Source organism: Acetobacter sp., from assembly GCF_022483985.1.
GTDB lineage: Bacteria > Pseudomonadota > Alphaproteobacteria > Acetobacterales > Acetobacteraceae > Acetobacter.
Window position 1 is genome coordinate 167,463 of sequence record NZ_JAKVME010000003.1, and the last position, 15,829, is coordinate 183,291.

The following is a 15,829-nucleotide window of genomic DNA, read 5'->3' on the forward strand; positions in this document are numbered from 1 at the left end:
CGTGAGCACGAAGAAATCCCCCGCCCGTCCACGCCTTGGTCGCGGCCTCGCCGCGCTTCTGGGTGAACAGCCTGAAGCGGCAGAAGTAACAGCCACCACAGGTGCTGGCGAAACAGCCGCTCCCCAGACGGCACGCAACGGCGTTTCTTCATTGCCTGTCGAATCTCTGGAGCCCAGTCCCTTTCAGCCCCGTCAGAACTTCGCCCCGGAAGCGCTGAGCGAGCTCGCGGAATCAATCCGTGTCCGCGGCATTCTTCAGCCGCTTCTGGCCCGCCCGCACCCCGACAAGCCGGGGACCTACCAGATCATCGGTGGCGAGCGGCGGTGGCGGGCGGCCCAGCAGGCCGGGCTGCATGATGTGCCGGTCCTGGTCCGAGAGCTCGACGACACGGACGCCATGGCCGCCGCTCTCGTGGAGAACCTCCAGCGCGCCGATCTCAATCCGATGGAAGAAGCCGAAGGGTTCAGCCGTCTGATCGAGGATTATCGCCTCACACAGGACGAGCTGGCGCGGGCCATCGGCAAATCCCGCCCGCACATCACCAACACCCTGCGGCTTCTGCGACTCCCCGCAGCGCTCCGCTCGGATGTCGTGGAAGGTCGCCTCTCGGCGGGCCATGCCAGAGCGCTTCTGGCTCATCCGAACCCCGTAGCGGCGGCAAAGGACGTCATTGCACGGGATCTGTCGGTCCGACAGACCGAAGCGCTCGCACAGAAAGCCCTCAAAGACGCAGCCCACCCAGTGCAGCAGAAGGCAGTGCGGGAGCGGCGCGATCCCGAAATCGCCATGCTAGAACGCGATCTCACGGCGAAACTCGGGCTTCCGGTCCAGATCCAGTTCGATGGCAAGGGCGGCACGCTCCGCTTTTCCTACCGCACACTGGATCAGCTTGATGGGCTGCTCGCACTTCTTAACAGATAAGTGCGATTCAACGCTTGCACTGGAACGGAACGGCTGTTAAAAGCCCGCCTTATTCCAAGCCTGCGGGTCTGGAACTGGAAATCCTGGGCGCATAGCTCAGTTGGTAGAGCAGCTGACTCTTAATCAGCGGGTCCAAGGTTCGAGCCCTTGTGCGCCCACCAGGATTTCTCCCCACACTTCAAAAATATTTTTCTGAGCATGCCGTATGGCCGCGTTCTGAATTGAAGAACCACGCCTGAGCGTCGTGGGCAAAGGCATATAAGCCGCTCTCCATAATAACCTTCACAACAGAGCGTGGCATCCCGGGCTTTCAGACTCCGGCAGCAGAATTACACGAAATTGTCAGATGGTGATTGCTCGGTCGCCAAGAAACTTTTCATACGCCACAGTGTTTGAGCATATGACAGCGACCTGTGCCTGTGATCTGAACCAAAAACAATACGCTGATCCGGGCACATAGAAACAGGCCGCATTATCTGCAAGAGGTTTTCATGTTCGCATCACGGCATATCGCTCTCGTCGCCTCGTTCGGCATGGCACTCGCATCAGTCAGCGCAGCCCATGCCCAGACGGCGGCCCAGCAGCTCCCGGCCGGCACAACCCTGTCGACGGTGCCAAACGGCGCCCTGCCCGTAACCAACCCTGCAAACGCAGCTTCCGCGCCCACACAGGGCGCGCAGGTGGTGAAAGGCGTCACCGGCGCGACCACAGCAGCAACTCCGGGCGCTCTCGGTGAAGACGGACTGCCATCCATCGACAACGCCACCCCCGGCAATGTCGCAGGCCTGCTTTCCTACTGCATTCACAAGAAATATGTGAACGGCACGACATCCCGCAGCGTCGCCCGCAAGCTGGCGAAGCGCGCCGACGTGAAGAACGACCAGAATTACTCGCTCGGCGGACAGGGTCTGCTGGCCAACGCCACATCGACACCGTTCGATATCGCCACACTCGACAAGTCCAAACGCGTCAAACTGTGCAGCGACCTGACCAAAAAGGGTCAGGAGCTCCAGTAAGTTCGCTGACGGTAGAGAGCAGCCACCCACGAGAACCGACCGGAGCAATCCGGTCGGTTTTTTTGTATCCGGCACCCGCGCAGCTTCTCGCCCGACCACGCCGCTTTCCCGCCACCACTGTTCCGCTTTCACAGCGACCCATCTGTTTTCGGCAAAACGTCACACCCCGGCCTTGTGTCGGCTATTGTTCGCGTGCGGCGGATCGCGCACAATCAGCGCCATGAATGCGCCCAGCGGCTCCCGCCCGACCAATACGCTCTCCCTCGCCTCCGCTCTTCCGGAGACGACCTCGCCCGCCAGAGCCGCTCTCCAGACCGCTCTGGCCCGCACGGCGCTCTCCATTGAACCACGGGAAGAACCAGCCCTTCTCAGGCGCATCGGACGCGCCCTGGCACCCGGTGCGCAGGACGTGCCGGACGAGGTCTTCATCAGCGCCCTATGCGCCGTCAGACGCAAACGCTGGGCCTCCCGTCTGATGGACCAGACCCGCCGCGACGGACGTATCTGGATCTCGCGCGAAGACATGGAACAGGCGGCCAACGCCGTCGAAAACCCCGACGCCACGGACGACGATCTTTTCGCGGCCCTCAAGCCCGTCATGGCGACGCGTTTCCATGAACTGGGCGACACCCCGAAAGAAGCGCTCGCAGGCATGCAGGCCGACCTGCTCGACACCGGGCGTATCCTTTCCGCAGGCCAGACCGCACGACTGGCCGACGCCATCGCCGACGCCTTCAACGTCTCCGACCGTGATCGCTTTGTCGGTCGGGCACAGGAAGCGGAAGAAGCCCGCGCCCGTCAGGAAGCCTCCATCGAGCAGACCGCCCGGGCGCGTCGGGAGAGCGAAGAAAAACGTCTGGAGGAATGGGAAAGCAGTCTCGTCCGCTTTCAGGAAGTCCCCGCAATCCTGCGCTGCTCGCACCGCGAGGCTCTGCGCTGGATCGCCGAAAACCGCATTCCCGTCGCTCGTCGCATACTCCAGAAAGACGGGCAGGAGTTGTGGGAGTTCGACCCCAACGAACTGATCGCTCTGCGCCCTGCCCTGCCCGAGTGGCGGCGCATCAGCGAGGAGTTTTTCGACCGTAAGGAGAAGCGTGGCCGCGACCGTGACGGACGGCGGGATGCACAGCTTCCGGAACCGCCAAAAGTCGGAAAGCACGTCGCCAACTCGGTCATCGCCCGCGTGGCGGCCCTTGATCGTTACGCCGCCCACTTCCGCACTGCCCGCGCCCTTGATCGCCGCATCACGCTCGTCACAGGCCCCACCAACAGCGGCAAGTCCCACACGGCGCTCGACGCTCTGGCGAAGGCCGAGAGCGGTCTTGCGCTGGCTCCGCTGCGTCTCCTCGCCCACGAGTTCCGCGAAGCGCTGGCGGCCCGTGGCGTGGAAGCGTCACTCTCCACCGGCGAAGAGCGGATGATCGTGGAAGGCAGCAAGCATCTCGCGGCAACCGTCGAGATGTGCCCGTTCTTCAATCCCGTCGATGTCGCCATCATCGACGAAGCACAGATGCTCTTCGACCCCGACCGTGGCGCCGCCTGGACCGCCGCGATCATGGGAGCGCCCGCCCGGCATCTTTACATCCTTGGCGCGCCAGAATGTATTCCGATGGTGCGCCGCATTGCCGAACTCTGCGGCGACCCGATTGATGAAATCTCCCTCCAGCGCAAAAGCCCACTCAAAGCTGCATCGGCTCCCGTTCGCCTCAACGAACTGAAGGCCGGCGATGCCCTCATCGCCTTCTCCCGTCGTGAAGTGCTGGATCTGCGCGCTGCCCTGATGGAGCGCGGTCGTCGCGTCGCCGTCGTCTATGGCGCACTCAGCCCGGAAGTCCGCCGCGCCGAAGCCCAGCGCTTCAACTCGGGAGCCGCTGATATCCTGATCGCCACAGATGCCATCGGCATGGGGCTCAATCTCTCCATCCGTCGCGTGGTGTTCGCCGCTCTCAGAAAGTTCGACGGTCGTCAGACCCGCGATCTATCCATTCAGGAGGTCAAGCAGATCGGTGGCCGCGCGGGCCGCTACGGCAAGCATGAGGAAGGCATTGTCGCCGTGCTGGCCGACGCTGGCACTCCGCGCTTTATCCGCGATCATCTCAACGCCGATCCGATCCCGCCCGACGAACTCCGCCCGCTCGTGCAACCGGACGCCGATATCGTTCGCGCCATCGCCACGGAAATCGGCTCCGACAGCCTCTACGGCGTGCTGGCCCGCATCCGCCGCGCCGTGCTTCGTCATGACGACCCCAACTACCGTCTGTCGGATATGGAGCAGCCCTTCGCCATTGCGTCAGCTCTGGAAGGCGTGGAAGGGCTCGATCTCACCCAGCGCTGGACCTACGCCATGTGTCCCGTCGATGACCGCGACAACGGCATCAGCCGTCTTGTCGGCTGGGCCGCCGAGCACGCCGCCGGAGCGCGTATCCCGCCGCCGGGCACCGGCCGCCTCCCACCGCCCGACCGGGCGGGCCGGGAAGAGCTTGAGCGCGCCGAGAAGCGCCACAAGCGGCTCGTCGCATGGCGCTGGCTGGCGCTGCGGTTCCCGGAGACCTATCCGGATCTGGAGTCAGCCGAAGACACCACCCGCAAGCTCAACGAGTGGATCGAAAGCGTGCTGCGGCAGCAGAGCCGGACGCGGAAACAGAAAGAACGCCGGTAAGATCGGAGGAGTGTTGTGCCGGGGCGAGGGCGGGGCTTTGCCCCGGCCCCCACCAAAGGCGATGCCTTTGGAAACCGGTTGTTGAAGTAGTGTTCGTATAGAATATTTCTCCAATACACTTGAAATTACCTGCGTCCATTAATTACAATTAATAATCATGCATAAAAAGAGTATGTTATGTCACAGCTTGTATTCGATGGCACAGAAGAAACTCTGGTTCTGATAGACAAAAATGGCAAATCTGTCGGCTCATGGCACGCCAACAACCGTACAGACAGCCATGCAACCTTACATTTTGTTCCCAATGGCAGCCTTCCTTTTCAGGACAGGACTGCGCCGCACCGTCACAGCGCGCCTAATGCGGACACGGTCAATGGTGAATACGGCTCTTTCGGTATCATTCGTATGATGCCTTTCGATGGTCATGCTGGTGTTGGTGTTCATGCCGGGAGAGCAAATGTTCCTGACAAGTCCATCCGGCGAGGTATCGGCCCGGATCATGTTACCCAAGGATGTATAAGAACGACAGAAGACGCCATGAAAGCCATAACAGGCGTCATGGCCCAAGATCCGCTTCTGACCATAACAGTAAAAAATAATCGCAGGAAACGCTGATATGTGGAAAGCAAATTTCGCATTTGTTGTCGGCCTGTCCATCATGGCCTGTCCTGCTTCATTACAGGCGCAGATCATCACAGCAACAGATACGACTAGCGAAGCTTCGGTTCAGATTATAAATACACCTTATCTTTTACAGCCAGCAAACAAGTATGGTGCGGTTTGGGTAGCACTCGACAAAAACACCCTAAAAAACGACCGGACTCCGTTGCAAAAAGGCAGTTACGGCACAGTGGAAGCACAAGAAAAAGTCTATTTCTCTTCCGATGAGATGAAAAAATCAAAAATTCTTGTCATATTCATTAACACAAAAAATCAGCCTCTTACGATCACTCCTACCAACCTTTCTCCCGCAAAATCCTTGTCGGATGCGAGCGACAGAAACAAGACGCTTCTCGTTGCGTTGAACAACATGACCCTCACGGACACCGTAACGTCGGGAGAAGAAGATAACTGGCACAAAGGGAATCCTAAAAAAATACCCCTGCTATCCGGCAACACCACATGGATTGAACCAGGAATTCACACCCTGAAGAATGTTGGTCGAGAAAAATCCGAATTTATAACAATAGAGTGGTAGACATTACTTCGTTTAAAACGAAAAATATTTTCTTATCAGCACATCACCTGAAAAACGACGAAGTAAGGTCTTCATCCTCAAATCAGGATCAAAGGGGCCACGCCCCTTTGCGGGTCAAGGGCAGCGCCCTTGAAACCCCAACCCAACGGCCTCTAAATCACCCAGCCTTCTTCTTCCGCCCGCGTGCAGGCTTCTTCACCACTGACGGCACAGCCTCACCGTCCTGCATCAGAAGCGGCGCGAGGAAGCACCCTGTGTGGCTGGCCTTGCACTGGACGATCTCTTCCGGCGTGCCTTCGGCCACGACTTCGCCGCCGCCGCTCCCGCCTTCGGGACCGATGTCGATAATCCAGTCTGCGGTCTTGATGACTTCCAGATTGTGCTCGATCACCACAACCGTATTGCCCTGATCGACCAGCGCGTGGAGAACTTCCAGCAGCTTGCGGACGTCTTCCGTGTGCAAGCCCGTGGTGGGCTCATCAAGAATATACATCGTGCGGCCTGTCGCACGTCGAGCCAGTTCCTTGGAGAGCTTCACACGCTGCGCCTCACCACCGGAAAGGGTGGTGGCCTGCTGACCAAGAGCGACATAGCCAAGACCGACTTTCTGAAGAATGGCGAGGCGATCGCGGATACGGGTCTGCGCCTCGAAATAGGGCAATGCCTCGTCCACGCTCATCGCCAGCACATCGGCAATCGACTTGCCCTTGAACTTCACTTCCAATGTTTCACGATTATAGCGAGCACCTTTACAGGCATCGCAGGTCACGAACACATCGGGCAGGAAGTGCATCTCGATCTTGATGACGCCGTCGCCCTGACAGGCTTCGCAACGACCGCCTTTCACGTTGAATGAAAAGCGCCCCGGCTTGTAGCCACGCGCCTTGCTTTCCGGAAGTTCCGCGAACCAGTCACGGATTGGCGTAAACAGGTCGGTGTAGGTCGCGGGGTTGGAGCGCGGCGTCCGACCGATGGGCGACTGGTTAATGTCGATGATCTTGTCGAGCAGTTCCAGTCCATCCACCCGCTCACATGGTGCGGGCGTCTGGGACGACCCCATCAGACGCCGGGAGAGGGTCTTGTAGAGCGTGTCGATGACCAGCGTGGACTTGCCGCCACCCGAGACACCTGTGACGCAGGTGAAAGTGCCGAGCGGGAATTTGGCCGTCACATCCTTGAGATTGTTGCCTGTAGCACCACGAACCGTCACAAATCGCTTCGGGTCGATCGGGCGACGCTCCTTCGGCACCGCGATGCGCTTACGGCCAGACAGATACGCACCCGTCAGACTGTCCTTGCAGGCCGCGACTTCGATCGGTGTGCCGCTGGCGATCACCGTGCCGCCCTTCACACCCGCACCCGGTCCCATGTCGATCAGCCAGTCCGCGCTACGGATGGCGTCCTCATCATGCTCGACAACGATCAGGGTATTTCCAAGAGCTTTCAGACGCTGCAGCGTCGCCAGAAGCCGCTCGTTATCGCGCTGATGCAGCCCGATGGAAGGCTCATCCAGCACATACAGCACACCTGTAAGACCCGACCCGATCTGACTGGCCAGACGGATACGCTGGCTTTCACCGCCCGACAGGGTCGCCGATCCACGGGACAGCGTCAGATAATCCAAGCCTACATCGACAAGGAATTTCAGACGGTCATTGATTTCCCGAAGAATACGACGGGCAATTTCCGCACGTTGCGGCGTCAGGGTCGGCAGGACGCTTTCGAACCAGTCATGAGCATCCCTGATTGCCAGATCGGACGCCTGTGCGATATTGAATCCCGCAACCTTGACAGACAAAGCTTCAGGTTTCAGGCGTGCGCCATTGCAGACATGACAGGGCTTGTCCGCCTGATAGCGGGAAAGCTCTTCTTTCTGCCAGATGCTGTCCGTATTCCGCAGGCGGCGCTGGAGACTGGCAACAGCGCCCTCGAATGGCTTTGTCAGCGTGTGGGACTTTCCGCCGTCACGATAGACGAAGTGTACGTCATCATCCGTTCCATCGAGAATGACGAAACGGGCTTCCTCCGGCAGATCACACCACGCCGTGTCCATGCTGATATCAAGATGCTTCGCCAGACTCTGGAGCGTCTGCTCATAGAGCGGCGTCTTGTCATTCCGCCAGGGCGCGACGGCTCCCTGTGCCAGCGACAGTCGCTCGTCCGGCACAATCAGGCGTGGATCGAAGAAAGTCTCGGTGCCGATACCGTCACAGGCCGGGCAGGCTCCCTGCGGCGCGTTGAACGAGAACAGCCGCGGCTCGATCTCTTCCAGCGTAAAGCCGCTGACAGGACAGGCGAACCGTGAGGAAAACACCGTGCGCTCGGCAGGCTCCTTGCTGTCCCGCGTCACTTCTTCCGCATAGACAAGCCCGTCCGACAGAGAGAGCGCCGTTTCAAAACTGTCGGCCAGACGGCTTTCAATACCGGGCTTGACCACAATCCGGTCCACAACAGCTTCGACCGTATGACGCAGCTTACGATTCAGATTGGGAACATCTTCAATATCGTAGAGTTCACCATCGACTTTCACGCGCGCAAAACCCTTGCGCTGAAGCTCGGCCAGTTCCTTGCGATACTCGCCTTTACGGTCACGAATGACCGGGGCCAGCAGCATCAGCCGCGCGCCCTCCGGCATAGCCATGACGCGATCCACCATCTGGCTGACCGTCTGTGCCTCGATCGGCAGGCCGGTCGCGGGGGAATACGGCACACCCGCACGCGCCCAGAGCAGACGCATGTAGTCATGGATTTCAGTGACCGTTCCGACCGTCGAACGCGGGTTCTTGGAAGTCGTCTTCTGCTCGATGGAAATGGCCGGAGACAGCCCTTCGATCGAGTCCATGTCCGGTTTGCCCATCAGTTCCAGAAACTGCCGGGCATAGGCGGACAGGCTTTCGACGTAGCGTCGCTGCCCTTCCGCGTAGATCGTATCAAACGCCAGCGAGGATTTGCCGGACCCGGACAGGCCGGTGATGACCGTCATCTGATCACGCGGAATATCCACATCGACGGACTTGAGATTATGGGCGCGAGCGCCCTTCACACGGATGGCGGGGCCTGAAACGGGTTTGGCTGTCATCGTCCGGTCGTATGTCCTTGTGTTCAGACTGGACAATATAGGGCGCTTCTCACGGATTTACAGGGGATTGCGCCGCCAAAAAGAACATATCGGGATCATTTCCGCCCGCTGGCTTTATCGGCTCATGCCGCCGGTATTGCCGTATCCGACATTTCCCGCTCCAACATTCCCGGCACCGATGTTTTCTGCGCCTACATTGCCTGCGCCGGTATTGCCCCACCCGACGCCTCCGGGACTGGCGCCATGCCAGTGTCCCTGTGACTGCGACGACTGCCCGCTCTGCACTGTCGTCCCGGTGCCGCCCGCATAACCACCGCCATAACCCCCACCCATTCCCGGTGAAATGATGACCTGCGTCGGCGGGGGAGGATAACCTTCATAACTGTCGCCGGGCGATGCGGCCTGACTGCCGGTGGAGTAGTCCCACTGGCCACTCTTTTTCGTCGGGTTGTTGGAGTAGTCCTGCGCCATGACTGGTGACGCCAGCACCATAAGCCCCATCATGAGCCCTGAAAACGTCCGCATTGCACCTGAATCCTCTCTGCGCGCCTGAAGCAGCACAGAGAAGCCGATTATCCTTCACAGGAGGTTGATGGCGGGCATTTCATTCGGTCATATCCGAGGGAGCGGGCCTTAACCTGACACATCGATTTATGGCGCTTAATATGGCGTGACTGTTCTTTACGAAGCCGCTGCACTCAATGGGCTCGGCAACACATTCTGGATGAGCGGATCACAAGCTCAGAATTTTCTGAGTGTGTTATTTCCTGAATGGCCTAAACTCGCATTGACAGTATCAACGATGCTGTTGCCAACCTTCCGGATGACTTCGGACAAGTGCTGGTCGGGATGACTACGGCATTCAAGCTCCGTCCGCATAAAGAAACTCAGCGTGATCTGCCCCATGAGTTCTTTCATATGAAGCGAGGCGAACTCCGTCATATACGGCTTCATGATATTCATTGCCGAAATGACCCTGTTTCGCGCCTCTGACGTAGTGGGAGACGCTGTGTCCGTGGCTGCGTAGTGCAGATAAGTCGAACATGATGTCGATGGCACGAAGACCGTTGTATCTGCTGCCTTAGCTGCGGTGACCCCAAATGCAGTCTGTAAAGACAGCAAAACCAAATAGTTAAAAATACGGTTTGATCTGTTCACCGTAATCATTCAGCTTCGGCCCATATGTAGTTATAAAAAGCATCCAGAATAAAAAAATATTGGCAGAGAATTTATTGCATCGTGTCCTTACTCCGCCTCACCACCATTCTCCGCAATGAACTCCACTTAGACCAGAGCGGAACTATAGCCCCCACCACGGCGCTCGGAATGTCTGTCCGCAAGAAAGACAACATGGAGGACGAGGTTCTACGACTCACCCACAAAATTTTATTTTATTGAATAAAAAGGCGGCTGGTGGAGCTGAGGGGGATCGAACCCCTGACCTCCTCATTGCGAACGAGGCGCTCTCCCATCTGAGCTACAGCCCCGCCTTTGTTCCGAACTAGATAACCGGACGCGGCAAGCTGTCAAGCGCTATCCTGTATCGGAACCGAACGTATTGTGCTCTGTTCCGGGTGTCCTGTAGTCTGCGCTTCCATGCGCAAGGTGCGTCTGACGTTTTTACGAGAGGATACGGTTTCCCGTGTATGATCTGTGGCGCCTGCTTCTGACGGTGGTAAAGCTCTATGAAGCGGTCATCATCATCTACTGTGTTTTCAGTATGTTGTATTCTTTCGGCGTGCTCGACACCCGGAACCGGATCGTCTGGCAGGTCGGGCGCTTTCTCGGCGCTGTCGTGGAGCCGGTCCTGACACCTCTGCGGAACATCCTCCCGAGCTTCGGGAATGTCGATCTGTCACCACTGGTCGTCCTGCTGGTGCTGCAATATCTCGTGGAGCCCTTCATGGCGCGCCAGATGATGAGCAGCCTGATGGGATAATCATTCCATTCCCGTTTCATGACTTCGACAACCCCGCCCGACCCTGTCCGGCGGGGTTGTCTGTCTTCAGCGGCCAGAAATCACTGCCGGTCGCAGCTTTCAGTCAGCCTGTTGAAATACAGACCGGGAGAGCATGTGACGACATTGCTTGGGACCTGCGTCGCAACCGGAGCAGGAGCCTGCTGATATCCACCGTAATAGGCGTTCCCATAAGGCTGGCTATAACCTTGGGAATAATCACCGGGAGGCTGAGCATACCCTTCCGACTGCTGATAATAGTCACCGGAATAGGCAGACTCCGCGCTGGCGGCTCCAACGGACAGTCCTAGCAGGGTTCCGAAAGCGAACGGCGCTCCCCAGCCCCAACCCCAGCCCCAGCCCCAGCCGCCGTAACCGCCCCAGTAAGGGTAGCCGCCCCAGCCGTAATAGGAGGGATATCCACCCCAGCCCCAACCCCAGCCGGGACCACCCCAACCGCCGCCCCAACCAGGGCCCGCTCCGCCCCAGCCACCACGCCAACCGCCGCGCCAGCCTCCTCCTCCCCAGCCGGGGCCACGTCCCCCTCCGTGAAACCCGCCACCGGGACCGCCGCCAAAGCCACCACCATGAAAGCCTCCGCCGGGGCCGCCTCCGTGGAAGCCCCCTCCCGGACCACCACCGAAACCGCCTCCATGGAAACCTCCACCGGGGCCGCCACCACCGCCATGGAATCCACCGCCGCCGCCAAAACCACCACCGCCACCTCCACCTCCCGGATGGGCAAATGCCGGTGAAAGAACCGAAAGGGATACAGCAACAGCAGCGGCCTTCTGCAGCAACTTGAAACGGTTGATGTTCACGGCGCGTCTCCAGGAAGTTTGATCAGATCTTTCAGCGTGACAGAACATGGGATCAAAAGACGATATGGGATCACCCAAGGAAGGCTATATGACCCATATGGGATTCATCCCGGGACTGTGCCACCGGAAATATCATACGGATGGCAACAGAATGTAAGCAGTATGCACCACAGTTTTATGACTGAATAACGACCTTGTCCGGGCAGCCTGTACTCTTTTGTAACACTCCCGTTCCCTGATCTCATCACGGACAGGTGGCGGACAGGTGATCGATGCGCCGTCCGCGCCTTGCTTCAATGCCCGGAAGCAGCCGGCACGGCTGTCGGGATTTCTCCAAAACTGTTGTTGCTACGGTCAATGTCCGGAATGGTCCTGTCGGGATCAAGAATGGCGGTACGAACAGACTGGGTGCCGGCAACCTGCACGTTCAACTGGCTTCGCTGCATCCATGCTTCCGTGGGGATGCGGATGCGGGCGGAGCTGCCATCCATCCATGTCACCTGCAAAACCACCGGCAAAGGCAGACGGCCCTTGTTGATGACCGGAATGATGGCTCCGTTCTTGGGATCGTTCCCTGCATAGGATACCGGCCCAACCGCGTAATCGGCTGCCCAGTTATTGAAATACCAGCCACGCCAGAACCATGAGAGATCCTCGCCCGCCTCACTGTTCATGAAACGGAAGAAATCTGATGGCGTGGGATGATGGAAAGACCATTCCTTGATATAGGCGCGCAAGGCCCGGTCAAAACGGTCCGGTCCGAGGATCTGCTCCCTCAGCAATGTCAGGCCGTAAGCCGATTTGAAATAGGTCAGATCGTGCCGGTATGTCTCTGAAACCGTGTCCGATGGCGCCATCAGGACAGGCGCTTCCCTGTCCTTGAGCAGGGTGACGATGTCAATGGCAGGTTTGCCGGTTTGCGGCGCGTATTCCGCATCCCGTTTCGGCGCGAACTCTCCGCCATTGAAGTGGGCGGATGCCAACGTGTCGATGAACGTATCAAAGCCTTCATCCATGAAAGCATGACGCCGTTCATTCGACCCGACCATCATGGGAAACCACTGATGACCCAGTTCATGGGTCGTCATGGCGAACAGATCGGGATCGCGCTTTTTTGCGTCCTCAAAAGCGATACCCGGATATTCCATGCTCGCGCCGTGACCTGCCGCATTGATGGCGTTCGGCCAGGGGTAAGGCCCCCATTGCGACGAAAAATACTCGATCGCATGTTTCACATAGGCCGTGGACCGGTCCCATCCATGCGCGCCGACACCTTCAACCGGATAGAAGGACATGGCCAGACGCGGCGCTGGCTGTTTGTCCTTCTCGTTGCCGGTTGAAAGAGGCGGCAGATCCAGTTTCGCGGCATCCCACAGGAACGCGGCGGAGGCCATGAACGCCACATCCCGGGTATTGGCCATCCGGAAATGCCATGTTCTGGTCGCGGGTTCCGGCGTCTCCGCTTTCCTGTCCGGCTCGACGCCTTTCTTCACGGGTGGCGCTTCAGGCTGAGGCTGGAGTGCGGTTTCGACCTCGGCCTGAGTGCGGATCATGACCCGCTGCTCGCTTTTTGCGGCCTGCGCCAGCCGGTCACGCTGCTCCTGCGTCAGCACCTCAGACGGGTTCACAAGCACACCTGAGCCCGCGACGACAAAACGTGACGGCACGGTGACGCTGTAGTCGAAGTCGCCGTATTCCAGATAGAACTCCTGCCCGAGATAGGGCGCGGTATCCCATCCCCGGATGTCATCATAAACGGCCATGCGGGGATAGAACTGCGCGATCTCGTAGATATCGCCGTTCCTGCTGGGGGAAACGGCGGTGCGGCCACCCCACTCGCCCGGCACGGTATAATGCCAGACAATGCGGATTTTCCGCTTCTCGCCCTTCTGCATCGGGTCGGCCAGCGCAAGCTGCATCCGTGTATCGGAGATGACCGGCACCAGCGGCGTGCTATGGCCATCATCCTCGATGGACACGCTTTCGATGGCGATGCCGTCGGTATGATGTTCATGGCGCTCCGGGTTGGCGAAATCCGCTCTGGAACCTTCCCTGTAGATGTTCTGGTCAAGCTGCACCCACAACACGTCCAGCGGGTCCGGGCTGTTGTTGGTGTAGGTGATGACCTCGCTGCCAGACAGCGTCCGGTTGGTCGGGTCGATCGTCACCCTGATGTCGTAGTCAGCCCTGTTCTGCCAGGCCTGTGGTCCCCGACGGCCACTGCCGGAGCGATAGGCATTCGGCGCATCGGGATAGGCCAGAGGCGCGAAGAGTCTGCCCGCGTCCGGAGCAGACGACGCTCCCGTGTCCGCCGCGTGAAGAGCCGTCAGCGAACCGGGCAACGCGAAGGCCGTCAGCAGCAGCGCTCCCCGCAAACTCCGCCGTTTCGCGCCTGTCATGCCGCGTTTCAGAACCATCCGCCCAATCCCGGAAACGAAATGGAGAGAAGACTGTTTCTTCAGCATGCGCTGTCTCCTGACATCAGGCGGATTACCGTGCTAACCACCAGATAGCATCGTCAAGATGAACACGGTATTGTCCGCGATTGTCATCCTAACGTGAAAAGCACACCATGCAGGCCATGATCCGACGTTTTCTGCCGGCTCTGCTGAGCCTTCCGTTTGTAACCGGGGCATTTGCCGCCTCGCCCGACAGCGCCGATCAGGCTGCTGTCTCAAGCCGTTTTGAAGCCATCCGCTCCAGCCCGCAGGAGTTCTCCCTCTTCATGCGGGCCTTCCCGAAAGGAGCGGACCTGCACAACCATCTGGTCGGCGCCATCTACGCGGAACGCCTGCTGGAATGGGCGAGAGCGGATCAGCTCTGCGTGAACCCGGACACGGGAGCAATCGGCCCGACGCGCTGCGCCTTTGGCTTCCATACCTCAAAGGACGCGATCCCCGCCGCCCGGATCATGCAGGATCAGGCGCTCTACACACAGACGATCGACATGCTTTCAATGCGGAATTTTGTTCCGTCTCCGCAGGACCGATCCGGACACGATCATTTTTTCGCGACCTTCGACAAGTTTCTGCCCGCCACAAGCGGTCATGACGCCGACATCCTGGTCGACGCGCTCTCTCAGGCGGCGCGGGATCATGTCACCTATGTCGAGTTGATGGTCTCGCCACAACTGAACGCCGTGGCCCGGCAGGGCTCCTCCGACAGGATCAGCCATGAAAGCGATATCGCTCAGGCGGAAATCCGCGTCGTTCCACACCTCAATCATCTGGTGAGACTGGTGCGGGAAGAGACCGACACGATGGAGCGCAAGGCCCGTGCAACCATGAAGTGCGGCACCGGAGAGGCCGCCCCCGGTTGCCACGTCGCCGTCCGCTACCTGTATCAGACGATCAGAACGATGCCTCCCGGCATGGTGCTGGCCCAGATCGCTTTCGGCTATATGCTGTCCACCGCCGACAGTCGTTTTGTCGGCATCAATATCGTCGGGCCGGAAGACAATCCGATCGCCATGCAGGATTACACCCTGCACATGCAGATGTTCCACACCCTTTCGGAACGCTGGCCGAAAGTGAAGCTCTCCCTGCATGCAGGTGAACTGTCCAAGGGACTGGTCGCGCCAAGCGGTCTGGACGACCATATAAGACAGGCTGTTGAAATCGCCGGAGCCTCACGCATCGGGCATGGCGTGGACATCATGCAGGAGCGTGATCCCTATGGCCTGCTTACGGAAATGGCGCAGAGGAATATCCTCGTCGAGATCAATCTGAGCAGCAATGAACAGATCCTTGACGTCAAGGACAACGCCCATCCGTTCATGACCTATCGCGAGCACGGGGTGCCGGTCGCCCTGTCCACGGATGATGAGGGAGTTTCGCGCATCACCCTGACCGACGAATACCTCCGGGCAGCGAAAACCTATGCCCTGTCCTATGCCGATCTGAAGGACCTGTCCCGCATGGGGCTGGAGCACGGGTTTGTCTCGGGAAAAAGCCTGTGGGACACGACAAGGCCTTTTCACCGTGCGACCGCCTGCGCGGATGTCGACGCCAGAGAAGCGGAGCCGGAGGGGCTGTGCCGGGAACTGCTCACACACAGTCAGAAAGCCCGACTGCAATGGACTCTCGAAAATCAGTTCAGCCTGTTTGAGCATCAGGTGGCGACCGGCCAGCCCCTCAAGAACTGAACCGGCTTTTTCCTGAAGGATTTCCTGATGCGT

12 protein-coding genes and 2 tRNA genes are annotated in these 15,829 nt (G+C 59.1%); 8 read left to right on the plus strand and 6 right to left on the minus strand.

Translation table 11 applies throughout. From position 1 onward, the window contains the following. Position 1: 1 nt before the first annotated feature. The 6 genes from LKE90_RS14965 (at position 2) to LKE90_RS14990 (ending at position 5,795) form a co-directional block, all read left to right on the plus strand. On the plus strand, positions 2 to 922 hold the full coding sequence (locus LKE90_RS14965) for a ParB/RepB/Spo0J family partition protein (RefSeq protein ID WP_291491527.1): 921 nt from the start codon (positions 2 to 4) through the stop codon (positions 920 to 922). 85 nt (positions 923 to 1,007) lie between these two features. Continuing rightward, positions 1,008 to 1,083: transfer RNA gene (locus tag LKE90_RS14970), tRNA-Lys, on the plus strand. Between the two features lie 372 nt (positions 1,084 to 1,455). Beyond that, positions 1,456 to 1,938, plus strand: a complete 483-nt coding sequence (locus tag LKE90_RS14975; RefSeq protein ID WP_407066050.1) for a DUF2501 domain-containing protein — start codon at positions 1,456 to 1,458, stop codon at positions 1,936 to 1,938. A gap of 220 nt (positions 1,939 to 2,158) precedes the next feature. Continuing rightward, on the plus strand, positions 2,159 to 4,597 hold the full coding sequence (locus tag LKE90_RS14980; RefSeq protein WP_291491525.1) for a helicase-related protein: 2,439 nt from the start codon (positions 2,159 to 2,161) through the stop codon (positions 4,595 to 4,597). 177 nt (positions 4,598 to 4,774) lie between these two features. Further along, positions 4,775 to 5,212: a hypothetical protein gene (locus LKE90_RS14985; RefSeq protein WP_291491523.1), complete on the plus strand. Its 438-nt coding sequence runs from the start codon at positions 4,775 to 4,777 to the stop codon at positions 5,210 to 5,212. 1 nt (position 5,213) lies between these two features. Next, positions 5,214 to 5,795, plus strand: a complete 582-nt coding sequence (locus tag LKE90_RS14990) for a hypothetical protein (protein ID WP_291491522.1) — start codon at positions 5,214 to 5,216, stop codon at positions 5,793 to 5,795. A gap of 157 nt (positions 5,796 to 5,952) precedes the next feature. On the opposite strand, the gene uvrA is transcribed toward LKE90_RS14990, so the two are convergent. From uvrA to LKE90_RS15010, 4 genes are all read right to left on the minus strand, one after another. After that, positions 5,953 to 8,874, minus strand: coding sequence for an excinuclease ABC subunit UvrA (gene uvrA, locus LKE90_RS14995; protein ID WP_291491521.1), 2,922 nt, complete (start codon positions 8,872 to 8,874; stop codon positions 5,953 to 5,955). Between the two features lie 114 nt (positions 8,875 to 8,988). Continuing rightward, positions 8,989 to 9,399, minus strand: coding sequence for a pentapeptide repeat-containing protein (locus tag LKE90_RS15000; RefSeq protein ID WP_291491520.1), 411 nt, complete (start codon positions 9,397 to 9,399; stop codon positions 8,989 to 8,991). Positions 9,400 to 9,615: 216 nt separating this feature from the next. Continuing rightward, positions 9,616 to 10,041, minus strand: coding sequence for a hypothetical protein (locus LKE90_RS15005; RefSeq protein ID WP_291501555.1), 426 nt, complete (start codon positions 10,039 to 10,041; stop codon positions 9,616 to 9,618). A 244-nt stretch (positions 10,042 to 10,285) separates the two neighbouring features. Further along, positions 10,286 to 10,361, minus strand: a tRNA-Ala gene (locus LKE90_RS15010). A gap of 155 nt (positions 10,362 to 10,516) precedes the next feature. Here LKE90_RS15010 and LKE90_RS15015 point away from each other — a divergent pair. Then, on the plus strand, positions 10,517 to 10,813 hold the full coding sequence (locus tag LKE90_RS15015; RefSeq protein WP_291491518.1) for a YggT family protein: 297 nt from the start codon (positions 10,517 to 10,519) through the stop codon (positions 10,811 to 10,813). An 80-nt stretch (positions 10,814 to 10,893) separates the two neighbouring features. Here the strand turns inward: LKE90_RS15015 and LKE90_RS15020 are convergent, their stop codons facing one another. After that, entirely contained in the window at positions 10,894 to 11,652 is a 759-nt protein-coding gene (locus tag LKE90_RS15020) for a hypothetical protein (protein WP_291491517.1), read from the minus strand. A 293-nt stretch (positions 11,653 to 11,945) separates the two neighbouring features. Next, complete coding sequence (locus LKE90_RS15025) at positions 11,946 to 14,117, minus strand: M1 family metallopeptidase (protein WP_291491515.1); 2,172 nt, start codon at positions 14,115 to 14,117, stop codon at positions 11,946 to 11,948. Between the two features lie 107 nt (positions 14,118 to 14,224). On the opposite strand from LKE90_RS15025, the gene LKE90_RS15030 reads away from it, so the two are divergent. Further along, complete coding sequence (locus tag LKE90_RS15030) at positions 14,225 to 15,796, plus strand: adenosine deaminase family protein (protein ID WP_291491514.1); 1,572 nt, start codon at positions 14,225 to 14,227, stop codon at positions 15,794 to 15,796. Positions 15,797 to 15,829 lie beyond the last annotated feature (33 nt).

Coding starts and splice junctions, on each gene's coding strand:
- uvrA (WP_291491521.1), bottom strand. CDS start 8,874: ATGACAGCCAAACCCGTTTCAGGCCCCGCCATCCGTGTGAAGGGCGCT.
- LKE90_RS14985 (WP_291491523.1), top strand. CDS start 4,775: ATGTCACAGCTTGTATTCGATGGCACAGAAGAAACTCTGGTTCTGATA.
- LKE90_RS15005 (WP_291501555.1), bottom strand. CDS start 10,041: ATGATTACGGTGAACAGATCAAACCGTATTTTTAACTATTTGGTTTTG.
- LKE90_RS15030 (WP_291491514.1), top strand. CDS start 14,225: ATGCAGGCCATGATCCGACGTTTTCTGCCGGCTCTGCTGAGCCTTCCG.
- LKE90_RS14975 (WP_407066050.1), top strand. CDS start 1,456: ATGGCACTCGCATCAGTCAGCGCAGCCCATGCCCAGACGGCGGCCCAG.
- LKE90_RS14990 (WP_291491522.1), top strand. CDS start 5,214: ATGTGGAAAGCAAATTTCGCATTTGTTGTCGGCCTGTCCATCATGGCC.
- LKE90_RS15000 (WP_291491520.1), bottom strand. CDS start 9,399: ATGCGGACGTTTTCAGGGCTCATGATGGGGCTTATGGTGCTGGCGTCA.
- LKE90_RS15025 (WP_291491515.1), bottom strand. CDS start 14,117: ATGCTGAAGAAACAGTCTTCTCTCCATTTCGTTTCCGGGATTGGGCGG.
- LKE90_RS14980 (WP_291491525.1), top strand. CDS start 2,159: ATGAATGCGCCCAGCGGCTCCCGCCCGACCAATACGCTCTCCCTCGCC.